This window comes from Vreelandella sulfidaeris, assembly GCF_042429665.1.
In the GTDB taxonomy this organism is placed as follows: domain Bacteria; phylum Pseudomonadota; class Gammaproteobacteria; order Pseudomonadales; family Halomonadaceae; genus Vreelandella.
Window position 1 is genome coordinate 299651 of the sequence record NZ_JBHMAC010000010.1, and the last position, 24448, is coordinate 324098.

At 54.6% G+C, this 24448-nt stretch carries 22 protein-coding genes and 3 tRNA genes; 20 read left to right on the forward strand and 5 right to left on the reverse strand.

What is annotated here, in order from left to right:
* The first annotated feature begins 24 nt into the window (after nucleotides 1-24).
* The 3 genes from ACFFLD_RS06325 (at nucleotide 25) to eno (ending at nucleotide 4017) form a co-directional block, all read left to right on the forward strand.
* Nucleotides 25-1680 (forward strand): CTP synthase, encoded by a 1656-nt coding sequence (locus tag ACFFLD_RS06325; RefSeq protein WP_386038225.1) that lies wholly within the window; start codon nucleotides 25-27, stop codon nucleotides 1678-1680.
* Between the two features lie 11 nt (nucleotides 1681-1691).
* Complete coding sequence (kdsA, locus tag ACFFLD_RS06330; protein ID WP_386038228.1) at nucleotides 1692-2570, forward strand: 3-deoxy-8-phosphooctulonate synthase; 879 nt, start codon at nucleotides 1692-1694, stop codon at nucleotides 2568-2570.
* A gap of 157 nt (nucleotides 2571-2727) precedes the next feature.
* Entirely contained in the window at nucleotides 2728-4017 is a 1290-nt protein-coding gene (gene eno, locus ACFFLD_RS06335) for a phosphopyruvate hydratase (RefSeq protein WP_386038231.1), read from the forward strand.
* Nucleotides 4018-4609: 592 nt separating this feature from the next.
* Here eno and fdxA read toward each other — a convergent pair.
* Together fdxA and mutS are read right to left on the reverse strand one after the other, a co-directional pair.
* A complete protein-coding gene (fdxA, locus tag ACFFLD_RS06340) occupies nucleotides 4610-4933 on the reverse strand; it encodes a ferredoxin FdxA (protein WP_386038234.1) in 324 nt (107 codons plus the stop codon).
* A 166-nt stretch (nucleotides 4934-5099) separates the two neighbouring features.
* The gene (mutS, locus tag ACFFLD_RS06345) at nucleotides 5100-7661 is read right to left on the reverse strand and encodes a DNA mismatch repair protein MutS (RefSeq protein WP_386038237.1); all 2562 of its coding nucleotides are present in this window, start codon (nucleotides 7659-7661) and stop codon (nucleotides 5100-5102) included.
* 138 nt (nucleotides 7662-7799) lie between these two features.
* On the opposite strand from mutS, the gene ACFFLD_RS06350 reads away from it, so the two are divergent.
* From ACFFLD_RS06350 to ACFFLD_RS06390, 9 genes are all read left to right on the forward strand, one after another.
* Nucleotides 7800-8321 carry a CinA family protein gene (locus ACFFLD_RS06350; protein WP_386038240.1) on the forward strand — a complete coding sequence of 174 codons (522 nt, stop codon included), beginning with the start codon at nucleotides 7800-7802 and terminating at the stop codon, nucleotides 8319-8321.
* Between the two features lie 160 nt (nucleotides 8322-8481).
* Nucleotides 8482-9549: a recombinase RecA gene (gene recA / locus ACFFLD_RS06355; RefSeq protein WP_386038243.1), complete on the forward strand. Its 1068-nt coding sequence runs from the start codon at nucleotides 8482-8484 to the stop codon at nucleotides 9547-9549.
* 9 nt (nucleotides 9550-9558) lie between these two features.
* The gene (locus ACFFLD_RS06360; RefSeq protein WP_386038246.1) at nucleotides 9559-10023 is read left to right on the forward strand and encodes a regulatory protein RecX; all 465 of its coding nucleotides are present in this window, start codon (nucleotides 9559-9561) and stop codon (nucleotides 10021-10023) included.
* A gap of 202 nt (nucleotides 10024-10225) precedes the next feature.
* Complete coding sequence (gene alaS, locus ACFFLD_RS06365) at nucleotides 10226-12835, forward strand: alanine--tRNA ligase (protein WP_386038248.1); 2610 nt, start codon at nucleotides 10226-10228, stop codon at nucleotides 12833-12835.
* Between the two features lie 96 nt (nucleotides 12836-12931).
* The gene (locus tag ACFFLD_RS06370; protein ID WP_386038251.1) at nucleotides 12932-14182 is read left to right on the forward strand and encodes an aspartate kinase; all 1251 of its coding nucleotides are present in this window, start codon (nucleotides 12932-12934) and stop codon (nucleotides 14180-14182) included.
* A 193-nt stretch (nucleotides 14183-14375) separates the two neighbouring features.
* The gene (gene csrA / locus ACFFLD_RS06375) at nucleotides 14376-14564 is read left to right on the forward strand and encodes a carbon storage regulator CsrA (RefSeq protein WP_007111501.1); all 189 of its coding nucleotides are present in this window, start codon (nucleotides 14376-14378) and stop codon (nucleotides 14562-14564) included.
* 130 nt (nucleotides 14565-14694) lie between these two features.
* Nucleotides 14695-14787: transfer RNA gene (locus tag ACFFLD_RS06380), tRNA-Ser, on the forward strand.
* A 16-nt stretch (nucleotides 14788-14803) separates the two neighbouring features.
* A tRNA-Arg gene (locus ACFFLD_RS06385) sits at nucleotides 14804-14880 on the forward strand.
* 70 nt (nucleotides 14881-14950) lie between these two features.
* Nucleotides 14951-15027: transfer RNA gene (locus ACFFLD_RS06390), tRNA-Arg, on the forward strand.
* Nucleotides 15028-15256: 229 nt separating this feature from the next.
* Here the strand turns inward: ACFFLD_RS06390 and ACFFLD_RS06395 are convergent.
* Nucleotides 15257-16252: a tRNA dihydrouridine synthase gene (locus tag ACFFLD_RS06395; RefSeq protein ID WP_386038256.1), complete on the reverse strand. Its 996-nt coding sequence runs from the start codon at nucleotides 16250-16252 to the stop codon at nucleotides 15257-15259.
* A gap of 151 nt (nucleotides 16253-16403) precedes the next feature.
* Between ACFFLD_RS06395 and ACFFLD_RS06400 the strand changes: the two genes are divergently transcribed.
* The 3 genes from ACFFLD_RS06400 to ACFFLD_RS06410 all read left to right on the forward strand — a co-directional run bounded on the left by ACFFLD_RS06400 (nucleotide 16404) and on the right by ACFFLD_RS06410 (nucleotide 19909).
* A complete protein-coding gene (locus ACFFLD_RS06400) occupies nucleotides 16404-16661 on the forward strand; it encodes an OadG family protein (RefSeq protein ID WP_386038259.1) in 258 nt (85 codons plus the stop codon).
* Nucleotides 16662-16750: 89 nt separating this feature from the next.
* Nucleotides 16751-18574, forward strand: coding sequence for a sodium-extruding oxaloacetate decarboxylase subunit alpha (gene oadA / locus ACFFLD_RS06405; protein ID WP_386038262.1), 1824 nt, complete (start codon nucleotides 16751-16753; stop codon nucleotides 18572-18574).
* Between the two features lie 12 nt (nucleotides 18575-18586).
* On the forward strand, nucleotides 18587-19909 hold the full coding sequence (locus tag ACFFLD_RS06410; RefSeq protein ID WP_386038265.1) for a sodium ion-translocating decarboxylase subunit beta: 1323 nt from the start codon (nucleotides 18587-18589) through the stop codon (nucleotides 19907-19909).
* 220 nt (nucleotides 19910-20129) lie between these two features.
* Here ACFFLD_RS06410 and ACFFLD_RS06415 read toward each other — a convergent pair whose 3' ends face one another.
* Together ACFFLD_RS06415 and ACFFLD_RS06420 are read right to left on the reverse strand one after the other, a co-directional pair.
* The gene (locus ACFFLD_RS06415) at nucleotides 20130-20756 is read right to left on the reverse strand and encodes an IMPACT family protein (RefSeq protein ID WP_386038268.1); all 627 of its coding nucleotides are present in this window, start codon (nucleotides 20754-20756) and stop codon (nucleotides 20130-20132) included.
* Nucleotides 20756-21145, reverse strand: coding sequence for a LexA family protein (locus ACFFLD_RS06420; protein ID WP_386038271.1), 390 nt, complete (start codon nucleotides 21143-21145; stop codon nucleotides 20756-20758). The genes ACFFLD_RS06415 and ACFFLD_RS06420 overlap by 1 nt, the downstream gene beginning before the upstream one ends.
* Before the next feature lie 328 nt (nucleotides 21146-21473).
* Between ACFFLD_RS06420 and ccmA the strand changes: the two genes are divergently transcribed.
* The 5 genes from ccmA (at nucleotide 21474) to ccmE (ending at nucleotide 24354) form a co-directional block, all read left to right on the forward strand.
* On the forward strand, nucleotides 21474-22094 hold the full coding sequence (ccmA, locus tag ACFFLD_RS06425; protein ID WP_386038274.1) for a cytochrome c biogenesis heme-transporting ATPase CcmA: 621 nt from the start codon (nucleotides 21474-21476) through the stop codon (nucleotides 22092-22094).
* A gap of 124 nt (nucleotides 22095-22218) precedes the next feature.
* A complete protein-coding gene (ccmB, locus tag ACFFLD_RS06430) occupies nucleotides 22219-22890 on the forward strand; it encodes a heme exporter protein CcmB (RefSeq protein WP_386040391.1) in 672 nt (223 codons plus the stop codon).
* A gap of 14 nt (nucleotides 22891-22904) precedes the next feature.
* Nucleotides 22905-23657 carry a heme ABC transporter permease gene (locus ACFFLD_RS06435; protein ID WP_386038277.1) on the forward strand — a complete coding sequence of 251 codons (753 nt, stop codon included), beginning with the start codon at nucleotides 22905-22907 and terminating at the stop codon, nucleotides 23655-23657.
* On the forward strand, nucleotides 23657-23848 hold the full coding sequence (gene ccmD / locus ACFFLD_RS06440; protein WP_386038280.1) for a heme exporter protein CcmD: 192 nt from the start codon (nucleotides 23657-23659) through the stop codon (nucleotides 23846-23848). The genes ACFFLD_RS06435 and ccmD overlap by 1 nt, the downstream gene beginning before the upstream one ends.
* Nucleotides 23845-24354 (forward strand): cytochrome c maturation protein CcmE, encoded by a 510-nt coding sequence (gene ccmE / locus ACFFLD_RS06445; RefSeq protein WP_386038283.1) that lies wholly within the window; start codon nucleotides 23845-23847, stop codon nucleotides 24352-24354. The genes ccmD and ccmE overlap by 4 nt, the downstream gene beginning before the upstream one ends.
* The last annotated feature ends 94 nt before the right edge of the window (nucleotides 24355-24448 follow it).

The window sequence follows — 24448 nt, forward strand, 5'->3', positions numbered from 1 at the left end:
TGATCACGTTTCGACAGGTTATCCATGACACGATATATCTTCGTGACCGGCGGCGTTGTGTCCTCTCTTGGCAAGGGCATCGCCTCCGCCTCGCTGGCGGCGATTTTAGAGGCACGCGGCCTCAAGGTCACCATGCTCAAGCTCGACCCGTACATTAACGTGGACCCGGGCACTATGAGTCCTTTCCAGCACGGTGAGGTGTTCGTCACAGAAGATGGCGCCGAAACCGATCTTGACCTGGGCCATTACGAGCGCTTTATTCGCACCAAAATGACCCAACGTAATAACTTCACTACTGGGCGTGTTTACGAGCACGTTCTGCGCAAAGAGCGTCGGGGTGATTATCTGGGTGGCACCGTTCAGGTCATTCCGCATATTACCGACGAAATTAAGCAGCGTGTTTACGCTGGCGGTGAAGGCTTCGACGTGGCGCTGGTGGAAATCGGCGGTACCGTCGGTGATATAGAATCACTGCCATTTCTGGAATCCATTCGTCAGATTCGCAGCGAGCAGGGGGCCAATCGGGCACTGTTCATGCACCTGACGCTGGTGCCCTATATCAAAACGGCGGGTGAGACCAAAACCAAGCCGACCCAGCATAGCGTCAAAGAGCTGCGCTCCATTGGTATCCAGCCCGATATTCTGATCTGCCGTAGCGAAGTGGAGCTCGAAGAGAGCGAGCGACGCAAAATCGCGCTATTCACGAATGTCGAAGAGCGGGCAGTGGTGCCGCTGCAGGATGCCGATACGATTTATCGTATTCCGCTGATGCTGCATGAGCACGGCCTGGACGAGATCGTTTGCGACAAGCTCCGCCTTGAGGCGCCTGAAGCGGATTTATCTGAATGGGTGAAGGTGCTCGATTCCAAGCTCAACCCGCTCAAGTCGGTCAGCATCGCCATGGTGGGTAAATACATGGAGCTGCTGGATGCCTACAAGTCGCTCAATGAAGCCTTGGTCCACGCTGGTATCCAGGGGCGTATCAAGGTCAACGTCGACTACATCGACTCTGAAGATATTGAGCGCCATGGCACTGAACGCTTGGCGGGCAAAGATGCGATTCTAGTGCCAGGTGGCTTTGGCGAGCGCGGCGTAGAGGGCAAGATTATGACCGCGCAGTTTGCGCGCGAAAATAATGTTCCCTATCTCGGTATTTGCCTGGGTATGCAGGTAGCTGTTATTGAGTTTGCGCGTAATGTGGCAGGCTGGAGCGATGCCAATTCCACTGAGTTTACCCACGATACCCAGCACCCGGTAGTGGGCTTGATCACCGAGTGGCTAAACCCGGAAGGTAAGATCGAACTACGCGATGCGGCGTCCGATTTAGGGGGCACCATGCGCCTGGGTGGTCAGGTATGTCATTTGGCGTCTGGCACCAAAGCACGTGATGCCTACGGCGCTGATGAAATCGTTGAGCGTCATCGTCATCGCTTCGAGGTCAATAACCAGTTTATTGATGAGCTGGAAAAGGCGGGGCTGGTGATCTCGGGTAAAAGCGTGGATCAGTCGCTGGTAGAGGTGATTGAACTGGCTGACCACCCTTGGTACGTGGCCTGTCAGTTCCACCCAGAGTTTACTTCCACCCCGCGTGATGGTCACCCGCTATTCTCGGGCTTTGTAAACGCCGCGTTAGAGCACAAAACAGCGCGTAGCCGCGCTCACGCCTATTCTCAGGAATAAAAGGGGGCTGCATGGCGTCTACTAGTGTCTCGTCTCAGCATGATATTCACGAGCGTCATATCAACGTTGCCGGCTTAACCGCCGGCAATTCATTGCCACTCATGCTGCTGGGCGGCATGAACGTACTCGAGTCTGCCGAGCTTGCCGATGAAGTCGCCCAAGCCTACGTCAGCGTAACCCAGAAGCTAGGCATGCCTTATGTCTTTAAGGCCAGTTTCGATAAAGCCAACCGTAGCTCGATCCACTCCTACCGTGGACCTGGGATCGAGAAAGGGCTGCAGATTCTCGCCGATATCAAGTCCCGTTACGGGGTGCCAATCATCACTGACGTGCATGAGCCCTGGCAGGCTGAGGCGGCGGCGGAAGTGGCGGACATCATCCAATTGCCAGCGTTTTTGGCCCGTCAAACCGATTTGGTTGTTGCAATGGCCAAAACCGGTGCGGTCATTAATATTAAGAAGCCACAGTTTCTGGCGCCTCACGAAATGCGTCATATCCTGAGCAAGTTTCAGGAAGCGGGTAACGATCAGCTGATGCTTTGCGAACGTGGCTCAAGCTTTGGCTACAACAATCTGATTGTTGATATGTTGGGCTTTGGCGATATGAAGCAAACCGGTTATCCGGTGTTTTTCGATGTGACTCATGCATTGCAGCGCCCCGGTGGGCGTGCCGACAGTGCTGATGGTCGGCGTGCCCAGGTGGCAGAACTAGCGCGGGCAGGCGTAGCGGTAGGTCTTGCTGGGCTGTTCTTGGAAGCTCATCCTGACCCTGATAATGCCAAGTGCGATGGCCCTTGTGCGCTACCGTTGGATCAGCTGGAGCCTTTCTTGACGCAGTTGGCGCAATTGGATGCACTGGTAAAAGGGTTTGAACCGCTAACGATTCGTTAAGTTAAGAAGTGCTTCGATTAATGCGTTGTTGTTAACATCGTTGTTAACGTGTCGTCGTTAGCGTCTCATTGGTAAGAAAGTGCATCGTTGAACAGGACGACGCTAAGCAGAGCATCATTTTAATAATTTTATCTGACTTACAGTAAAGGACACTGCCATGACCAAAATTGTTGCTATCAGTGCGCTAGAAGTATTGGACTCGCGTGGTAACCCGACCGTGCAGGCGAATGTTCGCCTTGCTAGTGGTGCGGTAGGCGAAGCCTGTGCCCCTAGCGGTGCGTCGACCGGATCACGTGAGGCGTTAGAGTTGCGTGATGGTGATAAGTCGCGCTACTTGGGTAAGGGCGTACTGAAAGCGGTAGAAGCGGTCAATGGTAAAATATGCGATGCGCTATTAGGCATGGACGCACGCGATCAGCGTGGCCTGGACGACGCCATGCTGTCCTTGGATGGTACCGACAACAAGGCGAACCTGGGCGCGAATGCCATTCTGGCGGTTTCGCTGGCTGCCGCTAAAGCCGCCGCTAACGCTAAAGGCGTGCCGTTATACGCGCACATTGCCGAGCTTTACGGTCAGCCGGGCCAATACAGCATGCCGGTACCGATGATGAATATCCTTAACGGCGGCGAGCACGCGGACAACAATGTCGATATTCAAGAGTTCATGGTGCAGCCGGTGGGCGCGCCTAACTTCCGCGAAGGGCTGCGCATGGGGGCGGAAATTTTCCATGCCCTGAAAAAGGTGCTCTCGGACAAAGGCCTGTCCACTTCAGTGGGCGATGAGGGTGGCTTTGCGCCTAATCTAGCCTCTAATGCAGATGCGTTGGCGATTATTAAGCAGGCCGTTGCTGATGCGGGCTACACCTTGGGTAGCGATGTTACGCTGGCACTCGATTGCGCCTCGTCTGAGTTCTACCAAGATGGCCAATACAATCTCTCTGGCGAAGGTAAGAGCTACGACGCAGAAGGCTTTGCTGACTACCTGGCAGGTTTGTGTGCTGATTATCCGATCGTGTCCATCGAAGACGGTATGGACGAGTCCGACTGGGACGGCTGGAAGGCGCTGACCGATAAGCTGGGCGATAAAGTACAGCTGGTCGGTGATGATTTGTTCGTAACGAATACCAAGATTCTCAAGCGTGGTATCGACGAACAGATCGGCAACTCTATCTTGATCAAGTTCAACCAGATCGGCTCGCTGTCCGAAACGCTGGATGCTATCAAGATGGCGCAGGACGCTGGCTTTACGGCGGTTATTTCTCATCGCTCGGGTGAAACGGAAGACACCACGATTGCCGATCTGGCGGTGGGCACCTGTGCTGGTCAGATTAAAACGGGCTCCTTGTGTCGTTCGGACCGCGTGGCTAAATACAACCGCTTGTTGGTGATTGAAGCGGAACTTGAAAATGTTACTTACCCCGGTCTGAAAGCGATCAAAGGCCAATAAGTAGGCGCAAACGGGCTTTTTTCGGCCGTCTTGTAAGAGATGTCTCAAGATTTTGTAAGAGATATCTTACAAAAGCCGACGAGAATCGCTCGTTTGGGGTAAGAAAAAACGAAATTTTCCACTAATCTTAATTTAGGTAATTGTTTTTATTGGTTAATTTCAAAAAAGGCGAGTCTATACGACTCGCCTTTTTGTATTTCGGCGTTGTTGAGAAGCCAGAATGATCTGCCACAATGCTGACAGGACAAGGGGAGGCAAGGACGCTTTAGACAGGATGCAACGGGATGAAGGTTGGATGCGCCGGGTGATACAGTGAGGTGGGCCCTGGCAAGGACGGCATCTGAGGAAGTTGATACAGGGAGTGGTCAAAGGAAGTGCTTGGAGCGGGCGGCCTACGGGTCGCCTTCTTTTTTGCCTGCTCGTCTAGTTGTTAAGAACAAGTTGTTAAGAATAAGTTGTTAAGAATAAGTTGTTAAGAATGAGCAGGTAAGAGTGAGTTGTTAAGAATAGGTTGGTAAAAATGAGTGGGTACAGACATAAAAAAACCAGCGCCGTCGCTGGTTTAAAGAAAAGCTAATCCGCCGTGTTGGCGCTAGCGTTCTAATTTCTCTAGCTTGCCTGGTTTACCATCCCACTCTTCCGCCTCTGGCAGGGGATCCTTTCTTTCGGCAATGTTCGGCCATACATCGGCCATCTCGGCATTGATCTCGATAAACGCCTCTTGTCCATCGGGTAGCTCATCTTCGGAGAAGATCGCCTCAGCGGGACATTCCGGCTCACACAGCGCGCAGTCAATACACTCGTCAGGGTGAATGACCAGGAAATTGGGGCCTTCGTAGAAGCAGTCGACCGGGCATACTTCCACACAGTCGGTGTATTTGCACTGGATGCAGTTCTCGGTAACGACAAACGTCATCTTACTATCCCTCTTGCAGGGCCGAGTGCTGCTCGGCCATGGTCAATCGTGAATGGTTATAAATCAGCTGTTTTTTATAAGCTAAAAGTTTATGCGACATTCTAGTGGTGCGCATACCTGGCGGCAAGCGCCATATGGCCTTCTGCTTACTCTGCTATGTCGATCATTAGATCAGGTCTCGCCACTGATACAACAGCGATAGCGCTTCCCGCGGCGTTAAATCATCCATATCGACCTTTTCCAATGCCTCTACCACCGGGTGTGGTGCAGCGGCAAACAGGTCGTTTTGCTGTGGAATAGTGCGTGGCACCTGCGCGCTGTTCGTGACATCGCGCTGTTCCAGACTCATTAATTTCTCACGAGCACGCTTAATCACATGATTAGGCACGCCCGCTAGCTGAGCCACCTGCAGGCCGTAGCTTTGGCTGGCGGGCCCGGCTTCAATACGGTGCATAAACACAATAGTGTCGCCATGCTCGGTCGCGGTTAAATGAATATTAGCGACCCCTTCGGTGTGATCGGGCAGCGCGGTCATTTCAAAGTAATGGGTCGCGAATAGCGTCAGGGCTCCTCCGTTGGCTAAATGTTCTGCGCTTGCCCAGGCCAACGATAAACCATCAAAGGTGCTGGTGCCGCGGCCAATTTCATCCATCAATATCAGGCTTTGCTGAGTAGCGTTATGGAGAATATTGGCGGTTTCAGTCATTTCCACCATGAAGGTGGAGCGCCCACCTGCCAGATCGTCGGAGGAGCCGATGCGGGTAAAAATCCGATCCAGCGGGCCGATCTCTGCGTTATCGGCGGGCACAAAGCTGCCACAGTGGGCAAGCAGCGCGATTAACGCGGTCTGGCGCATATAGGTCGATTTACCGCCCATGTTAGGGCCGGTAATGATCAACATGTGTTGGTCGGGAGTGAGCAGAACGTCATTAGGTACAAAAGGCGTTTCACTCACCTGCTCAACTACCGGATGCCGCCCCGCCTCAATGCGGATGCCGGTCGTCTCGGCAAGGGTGGGGCGAACCCAGTTGAGTGCTTCGGCGCGTTCGGCGAAGGCGCATAGCACATCCAGCTCCGCCAATGCTTGCGACGTGCTCTGTAGCGCATGAAGGCTTTCGTTAAGGTCGCCAAGCAAGCGATCATAAAGCCATTTTTCACGGCCCAGGGCGCGTGATTTGGCCGACAGTGCCTTGTCTTCGAACTCTTTGAGTTCGGGAATAATGAAGCGCTCGGCATTTTTCAGCGTTTGACGGCGAATATAGTCAGCAGGTGCTTGTTGAGCCTGGGCACGAGGCAGCTCGATAAAATAGCCATGCACGCGGTTATAGCCCACTTTTAAATGGGCAAGTCCGGTACGTTCACGCTCACGCAACTCCAATTGAATTAGGTAGTCGCCAGCATTTTCAGCCATGCCCCGGTGTTCGTCGAGCTCAGCATCAAAGCCATCGGCGATTACGCCGCCATCACGGATCACGACCGGCGGATTCTCGACGAGGGCGCGGCTAAGCGTATCGGCCATTTCTGGGTAAGGGCGGATATGGGGGCGCAGGCTGTCGAGGGCGCTGCCGGTCTCTACTTCGCTCAACTGCTGTTCAAGTGTGGGCAGCGTTGCCAGGGCGTCACGCAGGCGTGCTAAATCGCGTGGACGAGCGCTATATAACGCCACGCGGGCCAGAATACGCTCAACATCGCCCACCGCGCTCAAGGTATCGCGAAGCGTCATGAACGCAGCATCCAGGTTTAGCAGCGCGACGCCCGCATGACGCCCCTGGACGATCTCACGTTGGCGCAGTGGGCGGTTAAGCCAGCGCTTGAGCAGGCGTGACCCCATGGCGGTAGCGCAGGTATCCAGCACGCTGGCCAGCGTATTGTCACTGTTACCGCCAAGATTAATATCGATTTCCAGATTGCGCCGGCTAGCGGCATCGATCACAACCGCATCATCGCGATTTTCAACACTGATCGCGGTCACATGCGGGAGACGCGAGCGTTGCGTATCGCGGGCATAGTCAATCAGTACTCCCGCCGCCATTAGCGCGGAGGACAGGTGCGCACAGCCAAAGCCGCGCAAGTCCTGAACCTCGAACTGATCACAGAGGCTACGAGTGGCGCTTTCCAGGTCAAATAACCACTCGCCTTGGCGGCGTAAGCTGCGCTTTTGTGACCAGGTATCAGGTAGCGTCAAACTTTCGGGCACCAGCAGCTCGGCAGGGGAGAGCCGGGTGAGCTCTGCGAGCATTTCAGCTTCGCTCTCCAGCTCCAGTACGCTGAACCGACCGCTGGAGAGTTCTAGCCAGGCTAGCCCCCAGCGGCCGTTATGGGGTGCAAGCGCCACCAAGACATTATCACGCCGCGCATCAAGCAGCGCTTCATCATGCAGGGTGCCGGGGGTGACGATACGTACCACCTGCCGCTCAACGGGTCCTTTACTGGTGGCGGGGTCGCCAATCTGTTCGCAAATGGCCACCGACTCGCCGCCTGCGACTAAGCGTGCCAGGTAGCCCTCTGCGCTGTGGTAGGGTACACCTGCCATGGGGATAGGCTTGCCACCCGACTGACCACGCTGAGTCAGCGTAATATCAAGTAGCGCGGCGGCGCGTTTGGCGTCGTCGAAAAACAGCTCATAAAAATCCCCCATTCGGTAGAACAGTAATACCTCGGGGTGTTCGCGCTTGATCTTTAAGTATTGCGTGATCATTGGCGTGTTGGCGGGGATGGCCTGTGACATGGGCGTCCTGATTGAGCGTTGCGCAAACCATCACGGTTTACGGCATGTTCCTAGAGCAATTTCTTGGCGCAATTCGTTGAGTAAGCTAAACACAGTATTCTACGCTGAACTGATGACTGACTTGAAGGAGCGACGATAGTGTCCAGCCTGACAAACCTTGATTTAGTTCTGTTATCTCAGCGCTTGGGGCGACTTTGCCAACAGTTAAAGTTAGAAGTAACCACTGCTGAGTCATGTACCGGCGGCGGTATCGCTAGTGTTATTACCGATACAGCAGGTAGCTCGGCCTATTTTACAACGGGCTACGTGACCTATGCGAATGCAGCGAAAACGCGGCTGTTGGGTGTGCCCGACGCTCTGTTGGCTGAGGACGGCGCGGTAAGTGAAGGCGTAGTTAAAGCGATGGTGGCCGGGGCCTGTCGTGAAAGCGGGGCAGGTATGGCCGTGGCGGTTAGCGGTGTGGCAGGGCCGGACGGGGGCAGTGAGGAGAAGCCGGTAGGCACCGTGTGGCTAGCCTGGGGGGATATTGCCTACCAGGAGGCCGAGTGTTTTCACTTGCCTGGCGACCGGGAGGCCGTGCGCGGTCAGGCCGTGCGTTTAGCGGTGGCCGGATTGGTGGCTCGTTTGGATAGCCGTGCCAGCGAGACGGACGAACATTGAGCGTTAATTACCAGGAAGGTGCCAGTAAAAAGGAAGGTATCAGTAAAAAGGAAGGTGTCGGTAAAAATAGTAGTCAGAAAATGTCGTCGAGGATTTGTTTACGTCGCAATCTTTGGCATAATACTGGCTAATTATACAGTTCGCTATGAGGAAGCTCTGAATGGCTCAGGATGACAACCGCACTAAAGCGCTAAATGCTGCGCTCAGCCAGATCGATCGCCAATTCGGCAAAGGCACCGTCATGCGTCTAGGCGATGCTCCGCGTGTGGTCATGCCGTCGGTGTCTACCGGTTCGCTGGGGCTGGATATTGCCCTTGGCATTGGTGGACTACCGTTTGGCCGAGTGTGTGAAATCTTTGGTCCGGAGTCGTCGGGTAAAACCACCCTGACGCTTTCAGTGATTGCTCAGGCGCAAAAGCAGGGCAAAGTGTGTGCCTTTGTGGATGCCGAGCACGCGCTGGATCCGAGCTATGCCGAGAAGCTGGGCGTTAACCTGGATGACCTGCTGGTGTCTCAGCCGGACACGGGTGAGCAGGCGCTGGAAATTACCGACATGCTGGTGCGCTCAGGCGGCGTGGACGTGATCGTTATTGACTCCGTCGCTGCATTGACACCGCGCGCTGAAATCGAAGGTGAGATGGGCGACTCCCACGTCGGCCTGCAGGCACGCCTGATGTCCCAGGCGCTGCGTAAAATCACCGGCAATATCAAAAACGCCAACTGTTTAGTGATCTTCATTAACCAGATCCGTATGAAGATCGGCGTGATGTTTGGTAGTCCTGAAACCACTACCGGCGGTAACGCGCTGAAGTTTTACGCCAGTGTGCGTCTGGATATTCGACGCACCGGTTCAGTGAAATCAGGCGATGAAGTCACCGGTAATGAAACCCGAGTGAAGGTCGTTAAAAACAAGGTGGCTCCGCCTTTCCGTCAAGCTGAGTTCCAGATCCTTTATGGCAAAGGTATTTACCATGCTGGCGAGGTGATCGACCTGGGCGTGCAGTGCAATCTGGTCGACAAGGCGGGTGCCTGGTACAGCTATAAAGGTAAGAAAATCGGTCAGGGTAAAGCGAACGCAGCCCAGTATCTCGAAGAGCATGCGGATATTATGGTCGAAATCGAAACGCAGATTCGTGAGCAGCTTCTGGCCAAGCCTGATCCCAAGAAGGAAGAAGCGGCTGCAGAAGCCGCGGCTGATGTGGACGCAGGTGATGACGATCTGCTTTAAGGCGCTTTAATGGCCTTCATGTCGCAACGCGATGCCACGCCACGTGACATCGCCATTGGTCTGCTGGCTCGGCGCGAATACTCACGCGCTGAGCTTGCCCAGCGATTGAAGAAAAAAACCTTCGATGATGCCGCGATTGATGAGTGCCTGGATACGCTGATTGATCAGGGACTGCAGTCTGACGCCCGTTTTGCGGCGAGTTTCGTACGTACACGTATTCTGCGTGGCCAGGGTGTTATTCGCATCAAGGGCGAATTACGCCAGCGTGGCGTTGACCAGGAAACCCTTGGCGCTGCTTTTGAAACAGTTGAGGCCGAGGAGCAGGTTGATTGGTTCGAGCTAGCCAGGGAGACCCTGGAAAGGCGCTTCAAGACCCCCGGCGATACGCCCAAAGAACGCGCTAGGCGCGAACGTTTTTTAGCCAATCGCGGCTTTGATTTTGAGCAAATCCGCTACGCACTTTCCTGCTTGTAATACATTTTTTCCCGCCTGTAGAAGTTCTCCTCTTACATTTCTAAGTGCGCTCTAATACTCTAGTTGGTTTAGCCGTTAGGCCTTCTGCCACTAAGAGTGGCTTTAGTCGTTTGACAACTGCGCTATAATGGCTCTTTTGCGACCCCTTAGGGTAGCGGCAACAGCGCCCTGGGACATCACGCTTTCTTGTTACGGATACCCTATGAAAAGCGCAGAGATTAGACAGGCCTTTCTTACCTTCTTTGCAGAGCAGGGACATACGATTGTTCCTACCAGCTCGTTAGTGCCGGGGAATGACCCGACGCTGCTGTTTACCAATGCCGGCATGGTGCCGTTCAAGGATGTATTTTTGGGCCGCGATCCACGCCCTTATGTGCGCGCTACCTCTGCGCAGCGCTGTGTGCGCGCGGGCGGTAAGCATAATGATCTAGACAATGTAGGTTATACCGCACGCCACCATACGTTCTTTGAGATGTTGGGTAACTTTAGCTTTGGTGACTATTTCAAGCGTGACGCCATTCGCTTTGCGTGGTCGTTTCTGACCGAAACGCTCGGCCTGCCCAAAGAGAAGCTCTGGGTAACGGTACATATCAGTGATGACGAAGCTGAACGCCTCTGGAAGGAGGATATCGGTATCGATCCTGAGCGCTTCTCCAGATTGGATGAAGACAACTTCTGGCAAATGGGTGACACCGGCCCCTGTGGCCCCAGCTCGGAAATCTTTTTTGATCATGGTCCCGACGTATGGGGCGGCCCTCCAGGCAGCCCAGAAGAGGACGGTGACCGCTACATCGAAATCTGGAACCTCGTGTTCATGCAGTTCGATCGTGATGCACAAGGAACGCTCAATCCGCTCCCTAAACCCTCTATTGATACCGGAATGGGCTTGGAACGTGTCGCCGCGGTGATGCAGGGCGTGCATTCCAACTATGAAATCGATCTATTCCAGAACTTGCTTCACGCGGCAGCCAAGGCAACGGGACATCCGGATACCTCCACGCCCTCCCTGCGCGTCATCGCCGACCATATCCGCTCCTGTGCGTTCCTGATTGCCGATGGCGTATTGCCGTCCAACGAAGGACGCGGTTATGTACTTCGTCGGATCATCCGCCGTGCGATACGTCATGGTCATAAGCTCGGTGCGGTAGAGCCGTTCTTCCATAAGCTGGTCGACGCGCTGGATGCCGAAATGGGCGAGGCGTACCCAGAACTACGCGAAGCCCGTGAGCAAATTGCTCGCGTGTTGCTTAAGGAAGAGGAGCAATTCGCGCGGACACTGGATCACGGGATGGGCCTATTAAACGCAGCGCTGGCTGAGCTGGATGGCAACGTGCTGCCAGGTGAAACCGTCTTTAAACTTTATGATACCTACGGTTTCCCGTTTGATCTTACCGCGGACGTATGCCGTGAGCGTGGCGTCACGCTGGACGAAGAAGGGTTCCAGCAAGCGTTAGAGGCTCAGCGAGAGCGCGCCCGTGCGGCCAGCCAGTTCGGCGCCGATTACAGTGCCTCTATTGAACTGGAAGGCGAAACGGCCTTTACCGGTTACGACCGCTTGGAAGATCAGGCCAAAGTGACGGCACTGGTCGATAGTGAAGGCAATGCGTTGGCTGCCATTGAGGCTGGGCAGAAGGGCGTAGTGGTACTGGATCGCACACCTTTTTACGGCGAGTCGGGTGGGCAGGTCGGTGATACTGGCTATCTGCATGTAGAGGGTGGTCGCTTTCAGGTGACGGATACGCAAAAGCAGAGTGGCCATCATCTGCACCAAGGCATGATGGTAGAAGGCTCACTGAGCGTAGGTGCTAGTGTCCGTGGTGAGGTCAATGCCAGCCTGCGAGCCGCGACCATCCGTAATCACTCGGCCACCCACTTGCTGCACAAAGCGCTGCGTATGGTGCTAGGGGATCACGTTCAGCAGAAAGGCTCGTTGGTTAACGCTGAGCGTTTGCGCTTTGACTTCAGCCACTTCGAGCCGATGACTGGCGAACAGCTGGCGGAGGTCGAGCGGCTGGTTAATGAGCAGATACTGGCGAACGCGCCGACGAAAACGGAGCAGATGAGCCTGGATGACGCCAAGGCCAAGGGAGCGGCGGCGCTTTTTGAGGCCAAATACGCCGACAACGTTCGTGTACTGACCATTGGGGCTGATGATTTTTCCATTGAGCTATGCGGGGGGACTCACGTAGCTCGTAGTGGCGATATTGGCTGTTGTCATGTGATGAGCGAAGTAGGTATCGCCTCTGGCGTGCGTCGCATTGAGGCCATTACGGGCGAAAATGCGTTGACCTATTTCCGCGAGCAGGAAGCCCGGCTTGAGCGCTTGGGTGAGCGGTTGAAAACCAAGCCCGAGCAGGTCGAGGCACGAGTAGAGTCGCTGGTTGAACGTAATCGTAGTTTGGAAAAAGAGCTGGAGCAGCTCAAGGCGAAGCTGGCCAGCGCCGCTGGCAGCGATATGCTCAGTCAGGTCTCCGAGATCAAAGGCGTCAAGTTACTGGCGACCCAGCTAGAAGGCGTCTCGGGTAAAGACTTACGTGGCATTCTTGATCAGCTGAAGAACAAGCTCGGTTCTGGTGTGATTATCCTGGGGGTGGCCGATCAGGCAGCCGACAAGGTAAGCCTGATCGCTGGCGTAACCCAGGACCTGACCGGCAAAGTGAAAGCCGGTGAGCTGGTAAACCATGTTGCCTCTCAGGTGGGAGGGAAGGGCGGTGGTCGCCCCGATATGGCTCAAGCTGGCGGTAGCCAACCCGACGCTTTGCCTGATGCGTTGAAGAGCGTGCCGGCATGGTTAGAAGGCGTACTTAGCTAAACGCCAAGGCCGGTGGCATGATTGCTATCGGCCTACCCGTTAGATAATTCGTTATAACTTCATTCTCCATTCCCGAACGCATAGGAAAAACGGCATATGGCACTATACGTACAGAAGTTCGGCGGCACTTCGGTGGGCTCTGTCGAGCGTATCAAGGCCGTAGCGGAAAAGGTTAAGGGCTTCCGCGATCAAGGCCATCAAGTGGTGGTGGTGGTATCCGCGATGAGCGGCGAAACCAACCGGCTAACCGATATGGCTCAGGCGCTTAACGAAGACCCTGCTCCGCGTGAAATGGATATGCTGCTATCGACGGGCGAGCAGGTCACGATTTCGCTGCTGGCCATGGCGCTTCAGCAAATCGGTGTGCCTGCTACCTCGCATACCGGCGCCCAGGTCGGCATCCATACTGACAGCGCTTACACCAAGGCGCGTATTCAGCGCATCGAAACCGAGGATCTGAAGGCGGATCTTGAAGCAGGCCAAGTGGTCGTGGTCGCTGGTTTTCAAGGTGTTGATCAAGACGGCAACATCACTACGTTGGGCCGCGGTGGTTCTGATACCACTGGCGTGGCGCTGGCCGCGGCACTAGGTGCCGATGAATGTCAGATCTACACCGATGTTGATGGGGTATACACCACCGATCCGCGCGTTTGCTCTAAAGCGCAGCGTTTAGAGAGCATTACCGTGGAAGAGATGCTGGAACTGGCGAGCCTCGGCTCTAAAGTGCTGCAGATCCGCGCGGTAGAGTTTGCCGGCAAGTACAACGTTCCCCTGCGGGTGCTGTCGAGCTTTCAAGACGGCCCCGGCACCCTAATTGTTGCAGAAGCAGACCAAGACGAGGACGCTATGGAAGAACCACTAATCTCTGGTATCGCATTTACCAAAAGTGAAGCAAAATTAACCCTGCTTAACACGCCCGACGTGCCAGGTGTTGCATCGCGTATTCTTGGTCCTATTGCCGATGCAAATATCGAAGTTGATATGATCGTGCAGAATGTTGCCCCGGCTGGTGACTACACTGATTTCACGTTTACGGTCGCTAAAAGTGATTATAAGGCGACTAAAAAGCTGCTTGAAGAGACCGTTATCCCTGATCTGGGGGGTGGTGAACTGCGTGGCGACGATAATATTGCTAAGGTTTCGTTAGTGGGTGTCGGCATGCGCTCTCATGCGGGCGTGGCGTCGAAGATGTTCCGCGTGCTGGCTGACGAGAACGTCAATATCCGTATGGTTTCCACGTCTGAGATTAAGATTTCAGTCGTTATTGATGAGAAGCACATGGAACTTGCCGTTAACGCATTGCACAAAGCTTTCGGTTTAGATAAGGCAGATATCGAATCTGAATAACATTAATGCCTTAAACCTTCTACGCTGAAGGGGTACTTACTGCCGTGGGGTGGTGAGCTTTCTTTCAACGGGAGGTTGAGGTGTCATGGAGCCGGACAAATTGGTGAGTGGCGACACTAACGCGCATAATGGCGTAGTGTTGCCTCCGGCTGACATACCCCGTTGCATAAAACGTCTGAAAAGGAGATCAGCCATGCTCATCCTAACTCGCCGTGTTGGCGAAACGCTTATGATCGGTGATGAAATCACCGTCACCGTGCTAGGTGTGAAAGGCAATCAAGTACGTATAGGTGTGAATGCACCTAAAGATGTGGCAGTACATCGTGAAGAGATTTATCAGCGTATCCAGCGTGAACGCAACAGTGAAAATGAAGTGGAATGAAGCTTGCGGGCTTACACAATGAGAAAGTGCTTAAGACGCAGGTTGATAGGTAAGGTGTCGGTGCGAAAAAAATCCGTAGAGGACTAGACATAAGAACGCTAAATCGGTAATATTCGCGCCGTGCCGTTAAGGAGAGGTGGCCGAGTGGCTGAAGGCGCTCCCCTGCTAAGGGAGTATAGGGTTTATAGCCCTATCGAGGGTTCGAATCCCTCTCTCTCCGCCAATCGCACATTAGGTATGCGCCCGTAGCTCAGCTGGATAGAGTACCTGACTACGAATCAGGGGGTCGGAGGTTCGAATCCTCCCGGGCGCGCCACCTTCTTATCAGTACTAAATATTAGTAGTTGCAGAAAAGTAGTAGCAACGATCAACGCTAGTATTGTTATGCGCCCGTAGCTCAGCTGGATAGAGTACCTGACTACGAATCAGGGGGTCGGAGGTTCGAATCCTCCCGGGCGCGCCAGATTTCTAAACCCGCTCTCTAACGAGGGCGGGTTTTCTGTTTACAGGCCTGACCGGAAGTAGCTCGCGCACCGGTCTTGCGATCGTGTGTAGCGCCCCACGCTTTTTGCGTTAGGGCGCTTTTTTTTGTCCGCTCGACAAGCTCTTTTTTGTCTTTGCTAGCGTGTTGGGTGTCGCGCCTAGGAAAGAGGGGGCTTACGGCCTTGGCATAATGATAATAAAACGACGCGTTAGGCAGGCTCGGCATGCTGTTCGTCGATCACCAGGCTATCAAGCAGTAAGGTTAACTCGGTGAGGCGTTTGACGCGCTGGAAGTTCTCGTTTGCTTCGCTACTGCCTTGGCGCATTTGGGCAAGCCATTGTTTCACCAGTGAGACGACGACACGGTCAGGCAGATGTTGACGCTGATGGGCGGCGTACTCTTTGAGTACGCTGGCGCGCATCGCCCAGCTGCTGTCAGGGAGTCGCTCACCGGTTTGTTGCCAGTGACGAATGCGCGGTGCAAGCCAGGGGTCCGCCAGCGCACTACGGCCGAGCATTACGTCGCGACAGCCTGAAAGAGTGCGTGCCTTCCAGTAGTCTTCCAATGTCCAGATATCGCCATTGGCGACGACAGGAATGCTTACTTGGCGGCGAATTTTTCCGATCCACTCCCAGTGCGCTGGCGGTCGATAACCCTCATCCCGAGTGCGAGCATGCACTACGAGCTGGGCGGCACCGCCCGCTTCAGTGGCCTGGGCGCAGGCTACCGCTAAGCGGCGATTGGAGAACCCCAGGCGAATCTTGGCCGTCACCGGGATGTCACCCGCCAGCGCTTCTGAAACGGCTTTAACGGCTTTGTAAACGCGCTCTGGCTGGCGTAACAGAGAAGCGCCGCCATCGTGGCGGTTAACCAGTTTCGCCGGGCAGCCGAAATTAAGGTCGACGCTCACCGCGCCGAGCGCGAGCGCCTGGCGCGCATTTGCCGCCAGGGCAGCAGGATCGGCGCCCAATAGCTGTAAATGCACCGGAATGCCGCTAGGGGTAGCGACAGGAGGTTTGGTGAGTTCAGGGCAGTGTTTATAGAACACTCGTGGCGGAAGACGTGCATCCACCACGCGGACAAATTCCGTCACTGTCCAGTCAAAGCCCGGCTGACGGGTCAGTAGGTCCCGGGTCAATGCATCAATTACCCCTTCCATCGGGGCTAGGCCAATTCTGCCGTTTTGTAGTAAATTAACAACCATTGATTCCACTATCGCGCCATTGCATTTTATGCTGGGTGTGGCAGGTTAGTGTATTCCCCTCATTGCGCCAAGCGCCTTTCATTGCATTGGCATAACGGTATGCTTGTCAGCGATGTATTGGTACTGACGCAGATTCTCAGGAGAGCGCCTTATGCAGGATCTAGAACTACTACAAGATGGGTTAGCGTTAATGGCGCTAGGAATGGGCGTGGTATTTGTTTTTCTTACTATTTTGGTCATTAGCGTCACGCTGATGTCGGCCCTGATTGGGCGTTTTCAGCCGTCACCTGTGGTGGTTGGAAAGGCTAAAAAGACGCAGCCATCGGCTGTCGCTGCTGGGCAGGACGACGAGGTGATGGCGGTGATCAGTGCGGCAGTGCATCGTTACCGATCAACGCGACGTCATTAACTTTCGCAATTTTTTTTAATTTAGCCATTTTTGGCTATTTTTTTGTTATTTTTACTACAACCTTATAAATACTACTGTGAGTCAAGACAATGAACCCAATTAAACGCCCTTTAGGCATTACCGATGTAGTGTTGCGTGATGCTCATCAATCGCTGTTCGCGACGCGTATGCGTCTGGACGATATGCTGCCGATTGCTGAAAAACTGGATCGCGTTGGTTACTGGTCGCTGGAAACCTGGGGCGGCGCGACTTACGACGCCTGTATCCGTTATCTCGGTGAGGATCCCTGGGAGCGTATTCGTGCCTTGAAAGAGGCGATGCCCAATACGCCTCAGGCCATGCTCCTGCGCGGTCAGAATTTGCTTGGCTATCGGCACTACGCTGATGACGTGGTGGATAAGTTTGTGGAGCGGGCGAAAATCAACGGTGTTGATGTCTTCCGCGTGTTCGATGCAATGAATGATCCGCGCAATCTTGAGCGAGCAATCCAGGCAGTACGCAATGTGGAAGGCCACGCGCAGGGCACGATCTCCTATACCGTCAGTCCGGTACATACCCTGGATAGCTGGGTTGACCTTGCCAAAACCATCGCCGGTTTGGGTGCGGATTCGTTGGCTATCAAGGATATGGCTGGGCTGTTAACGCCCTACACGGCGTTTGACCTGGTAACCCGGCTTAAGAAAGAGCTGTCGATCCCGGTGCACTTGCACTGTCATGCCACGACGGGGCTCTCTACCTCGACGATTTTAAAAGCCGTCGAGGCCGGTATCGATAATGTCGATACCTCGATCTCTTCCATGTCGATGACGTATGGCCATAGCCCGACTGAGTCGGTGGTGGCGATGCTCAAAGACAGCGGCCGTGATACGGGCCTGGATCTGGAGTTACTCGAAGATATTGCAGGTTATTTCCGTGAGGTTCGTAAGAAATATGCGGCGTTCGAGGGGTCGTTACGCGGTATCGACTCACGAATTTTGATTGCTCAGGTACCCGGTGGGATGCTGACCAATATGGAAGGTCAGCTCAAAGAGCAGGGGGCGGGCGATAAACTCGATGATGTTCTTAACGAGATTCCACGCGTGCGTGAAGACCTTGGGTTTATCCCGCTGGTAACGCCTACCTCGCAAATCGTCGGCACCCAGGCCGTCATGAATGTAATGATGGGGGAGCGTTACAAATCGATTTCCAAGGAAGTCCAGGCGTTGCTCAAAGGGGAATACGGCGCCGCGCCTGCGCCGTTTAATACCGAGCTGCAAAAGCGCGTGCTGGAAGGTGGCGAGCCGATTACCTGCCGCCCGGCGGATAACCTTTCCCCAGAAATGAATAAGCTCGCCGCCGAGCTTAAAGAGAAAGCCAGCGACGAAGGTATTCGCTTGGCTGAAGGCGAGCGTGAAGTCGACGACGTGTTGACCTATGCGCTGTTTCCTCAGATTGGGCTGAAGTTTTTGAAAAACCGCGACAACCCTGATGCCTTTGAGCCTGCCCCTCAGGCGGCCGACGCAGTGGCTGAGACAACACCAGCGGCGCCGGAAAGCAAAGCGCCATCCAGTAGCGGTGGTCCGGAAACCTATACCGTGAAGCTCAACGGCAATGCCTATGTGGTGGAAGTCTCGGAAGGCGGGGAGCTTGGCGAGGTGAAGGAGCAAGCCTCTACTGGCTCAACGTCAACTGGCGCATCGAGTAATGACACGCCAGCGCCGAGTGGGGAAAGTATTGATGCGCCTTTGGCCGGCAATATTTTCAAGGTCAATGTGCGCCCAGGAGAGCAGGTCGCCGAAGGTGACGTGGTAATCATCCTGGAAGCAATGAAGATGGAAACGGAAGTGCGTGCCAGCAGTGCAGGCACGGTGTCGAAGGTTAACGTTAGTGAAGGCGACAGCGTAGCCGTCGGCGACACGCTGATTGAGCTCTAAGGGCACCCGATAATGGATAAATTAATTACCTTATGGGAAGGCTCCGGGCTGTATAACCTTGAACTGGGTCAAGCGGCAATGATCCTGGTGGGGCTTGGGCTGCTCTATTTGGCCATCTATAAAAAGTTCGAGCCGCTGCTGCTGGTGCCGATTGGTTTTGGCGGCATTCTGGCCAATATACCCGAAGCCGGGCTAGCCCTGTCAGCACTAGATCAGGCAATTGAAGTGGCCAAGCCAGCGGTGCTGCAGCAGATAGCGGCGGCACTGGGATTCGCCATTGATCCAATGGCCAACGTTGAGGCAGTGCGGACGTCGTTAAAAGCGCTGGCGCACGGAGGTCCTGGTCCAGAGGAGCTGCGTGCCGCGCGTGATATCGCCATTGGCGTTGGTTATAGCGATGGCATGCTGTACAACTTTTACAAAGTCGCGATTGGTTCGGGTATCGCCCCCTTGATTATCTTTATGGGCGTTGGTGCCATGACTGACTTTGGCCCGCTACTGGCTAACCCGCGTACGCTCTTTCTAGGTGCTGCTGCTCAGTTCGGTATTTTTGCCACCTTGTTCGGGGCGGTATTACTGACCTCGATGGGCGTTATGGACTTCTCGCTCAACCAGGCGGCCGCCATCGGCATCATTGGTGGGGCGGATGGGCCCACCTCGATCTACGTTTCCAGCGTCCTTGCGCCTGAACTGCTAGGGGCTATTGCCGTGGCAGCTTATGCCTATATGGCGCTGGTGCCATTGATACAGCCACCGATCATGCGGCTGCTGACCACTGATAAAGAGCGTCAAATCAAAATGACGCAGCTGCGCCCGGTCTCCAAGCTGGAAAAAATTGTCTTCCCGCTGATGCTGCTAATTCTGGTTGCGCTGTTTCTGCCTGATGCCGCGCCACTGCTGGGCATGTTCTGCTTTGGTAACCTGATGCGTGAGTGCGGCGTGGTCGAGCGCTTGTCGGATACCTCACAAAACGCCTTGATCAATATTGTGACGATTATTCTGGGGCTATCGGTAGGCTCCAAGCTTATGGCTGATAGCTTTCTAGCATTTGAGACGCTGGGAATATTGGGTCTGGGTATCGTTGCCTTTGGTATCGGCACGGCTGCCGGGGTATTAATGGCGAAGCTGATGAATCTGGTCAGCAAAATGCCGATCAATCCGTTAATCGGCGCGGCGGGAGTATCGGCCGTGCCCATGGCTGCTCGGGTGGCCAATAAAGTGGGCCTTGAGTCCAATCCGCATAATTTCCTGCTGATGCACGCGATGGGACCTAATGTGGCCGGGGTGATTGGCTCAGCGGTAGCCGCCGGGGTAATGATCAAATACCTTGGGTGATGCCACTACTGTCATTGCCATCAAGTGAATCAGTCTGGTTGGTTGGCAGTGAAGTGTCATCGCGAACGAAGTGAAGCAATCTGGGGTTGTCGTTGTTTGTCATCGCGAGCGAAGCGCGGCGATCTCGGGTCTGTTTGCCTTTGCAGGACGAGATTGCTTCGTCGCGGGCTCCTCGCAACGACATGGATGTGTGGCAAGCTACCGCAATGGCATGAGCCGTTTAGGCCGGTGGTGCGGTGAGGACGTCAATAGAGGTTTTTAAGCGGTTTTCCAGCGGGGAAAGATCGAACGGGGTGTCGCTTGGCCAGCCAATGGTTAAGCGCACCCCGTCGTTGTCGTAGTCAGCCTGCTCAACCGGCATTGTGTGTTCCTCACACCAAGCGCGAGCGACGGCTTCATTGGCAAAGGTGAGGCGCAGGGTATAAAGCTCACGCTCGACCACTTCTTGAGTGGGTAGGGTTTCAAGGGCATGGCTAACCGCCTGCGCGTAGGCGCGGGCCAGGCCTCCGGTGCCTAGCTTGGTACCACCAAAATAGCGAATCACTACACAGCCAATCTGGCCCAACTGACTGCCCTGTAATACCTGATACATAGGTCTGCCAGCGGTACCGCCAGGCTCACCATCATCCGAAAACCCTATCAAGTTCTGCTCGCCAGGCGGCCCCGCGATATAGGCCGTGCAGTGGTGGCTGGCATTGGGATGGGCGGTTTTAGCAGCACTCAGCATATTGCTAAACGCAGCAATATCAGGCGCATGGCACATCCAGGTTAGAAACTGGCTTTTTTCGACCTCAATGTCAGCATAGTGCCAGCTTGAGGAAGGCAGGTTGGGAACCCGATAACGCATTAATGCTCCGTGACGGCATGCTTATTAGGATATGGCTCAACACCCATCACCATACCGAGTACCTGAATATCCCGGTTGTGCAAAAATAACGCTGGCTGCAGAGCATCTTCAGGCCATAACTCTACGCCTAATCGACTTATAGAGAGATGTTTCAAGGCAATGGTTTGCTGGTTAATTTCAGCAATGGCCGTTTCGGTCTGACTATCGTGCTGGTAGCGCCGGATAATAATGACATCGCCATCGAATAAGTTGCAATCACATAGCGCGTTGCCGCGCACTTTAAGTGCATAGGTATTACGGCGTGTCACGCTGGGCGCTGATGCGTATGACTGCGGTAGCGGCGGTCTGTGTCCGAACGTAGCGGTGGGTGCTGCCATCGATATCGTCATTGAAGAGATCTCCCGTTTGCGCCCGCTCCGTAGGCATAGTCCTTGAATAGCGATCTGTGGCTACTAACGATTGGAGTAATGGGCCGTTAGCAAGGACTTGGTTGGTGATTGGTACGTTGCGGTGGACCAACTAAGTCTAATCCGTACAAATCTGGCTATCCATACAGTGGTTTTAGTATACCTGTTTTTGCATACAGTGCTAGTGGTAATTGTGGATGGTGTAGCTTGACCGAGATCAAGCTGCGACTCCGGACCACATAGACTAAGTGGCGAGAAAGGGGCTTTCCGTGTAGAGTTCGACGCAAAATCACTATGCCTGGAGAGACGCTTGAGCCTGTGTCTACAAGCCCGACAGCTGGCCTGCGAACGTGATGATCGCTGGCTATTTAAAGGTCTGGATCTGGACATCCGTGGCGGCGAAATAGTGCGTGTTGAAGGGCCTAATGGGAGCGGTAAAACCACACTGCTTAAAATTCTCTCGGGGCAGTTGGGTGACTACCAGGGAGAGCTTTACTGGAATGGCGCGGCGATGAGTGAAAGTCGTGAGCATTTTCTCGCCAATCTGCTCTATTTAGGGCATTCCCCAGGCATAAAGTATGGGCTTTCTCCATTAGAAAATTTATCATGGTATCAGGCGCTTAGTGGCGAGCAGAGCCATGAGGATCAGCGCCTGGATGCACTTGAGCAAGTAGGGCTGTCAGGATTTGAAGATGTGCCCGCTGGTCAGCTTTCTGCCGGTCAGCAGCGGCGAGTCGCGCTGGCACGCTTAACGCTCACCCCGAGAGCTCTTTGGGTGTTGGATGAACCTTTCACTGCCATCGATCATGACGGTGTCGTAGCACTCGAAAAGCAATTGATCGCCCATGCTCAAGCGGGTGGCTGTGTGCTGGTCACCACACACCACTCGTTAACCGTTTCCCCGTTGTTGAGGCGGGTCGCATTGGGGTAGGAAGGAGACAGGCTTGCATAGCTCTTCACATGGTTCGTTACAGGGCGCTTCGCCAAGCGCTTCACCTGACGTAGAGGCCGCCCCATCGACGCCTGTCGTCACGCTGCTTGAGCATCAGGGTGGGATGATGGTGGCGGTAAAAGCCACGCTGATACGTGACGTGACGCTATTGCTGCGCCGCCGTGGAGAGATATTAAATCCGCTGGTGTTTTTTGCGCTGGTGATCACGCTGTTTCCCATCGCCATTTCACCCGACCCAGAGCTGTTAGCCATCATCGCACCGGGATTGCTGTGGGTTGTCGCGCTATTGGCCGCGCTACTGTCGTTAGACAGCCTGTTTCGCAGTGATTATGACGACGGCAGCCTTGAGCAGCTGTTGCTGGCTCCCCAGCCGCTAGCCGCGCTGGGTTTGGCAAAAGTTGTCGTGCACTGGCTATTGACCGGGCTCCCGCTGGCACTCATGGCGCCGCTCTTGGGCATCATGCTGGCATTACCGGTGGGCAGCTACGCGGTATTGGCGCTGTCGCTGGCGCTTGGATCGGCCAGTTTGAGTTTGATTGGCGCGATAGGGGCCGCATTAACCGTGGGCTTGGCCCGTGGGGGAGTGCTGCTTTCACTGCTGGTGCTGCCGCTGTATATCCCGGTATTGATCTTTGGCGCAGGCGCTGTGCAGGCCGCTATTGTAGGCGAAGGGGTATCGGCGCATTTAGCCATTCTAGGCGCGCTGCTTGCCGCCTCGCTCATGTTGGCACCATGGGCGATTGCCGCCTCGTTGCGTATCAGTATTAACGGTTAAGGACGGGACACACTATGTGGGCCTTTATACATAAGCTGGGATCACCCAAATGGTTCTATTCGATTAGTAGCAAACTACAGCCTTGGTGTTGGGCCGTGGCGGCGCTGTTAATCGTCGTCGGGTCGCTATGGGGGCTGGCATTCGCGCCTGCGGATTACCAGCAGGGCAATAGCTTTCGAATTATTTATGTTCATGTACCGGCGGCCTTTTTAGCCCAGTCCATTTTTATCGCCATGGCGGTTTCGGGCTTGATATTTATGGTATGGAAAATAAAAGTGGCCGATATGGCGGCGGCGGTCATGGCCCCGTTGGGGGCGGCGATGACCTTCGTCGCGCTGTTTTCTGGGGCCGTATGGGGCATGCCTACCTGGGGAACCTGGTGGATGTGGGACGCACGCCTCACCTCCATGCTGATTTTGCTGTTTCTGTATTTAGGCGTTATCGCCCTGCGCGGAGCGTTCACAAGCCGTGATAGTGGCTCTCGGGCGGCCTCGGTGCTTGCCATGGTGGGCGTTATCAACATCCCCATCATCAAGTACTCCGTTGATTGGTGGTACACCCTGCATCAGCCAGCCTCCTTTTCCTTAACGTCTCGTCCTGCCATGCCCACTGATATGTGGCTACCGCTGGTCATCATGGTGCTGGGCTTTTACAGCTTTTTTATTGCGCTTACGTTGATGCGCACTCGCAGCGAGATTTTGCGCCGAGAAGCCAACAAACGTTGGGTACAAGACTTGGTGAAGGATGCAGTCGAGGAGGCTCATTAATGGCATTCAATTCATTTTCTGAATTTCTCGCCATGGGAGGACACGCCTCTTATGTTTGGTCGGCATGGGGCGTAACGGCACTGCTGCTGGTGAGTGCTGTATGGCACGCGAGAGTTGAACAACGTCACCTCATTAAAGGGTTAAAACGTCGCGTAAGTCGTGATAACCGAGTGAAAGAGAGGACCCAATGAGACCTAAACGCAAGCAGAAGCTATTGGTTATGTTGGGGCTGGTGTCGCTGGCAGCGATTGCGGTGGGGTTAACCCTTTACGCGCTACGCGCTAACATCAATCTTTTCTTTAGTCCGGTACAAATTGCCCAGGGCGATGCGCCCTTTGAGCGACAAATTCGTGCCGGAGGAATGGTCAAGGAGGGCTCGGTTGCGCGTGACCCGGAAAGTCTGGATGTTGCCTTTACCGTCACGGATTACGTCGATGACCTTGAGGTTTACTATAGCGGCATTCTTCCCGATCTGTTCCGTGAAGGCCAAGGCGTAGTGGTGATCGGTGAGCTGCAGAGAGATGGCCGTTTATACGCCGATAAAGTGCTCGCCCGCCACGATGAAAACTACATGCCCCCCGAAGTTGCTCAGGCGCTCGAAGACGCGGGTTATTCACCTGCCGACTATCAAGCCAAGGCGGCCGAAGTGGGCAAGCGTCTTCGTGAAGAGGGTGACGATCCCACCCTCAACCAATAGTCCGGCGCAACGTCATTGTCGCCAGCGTTAAGGGTAAAATGCGCTGGCGGAAGACAAGCGAAGCCGGGTAAGGCCACTAGACGAGCCTTTAGCC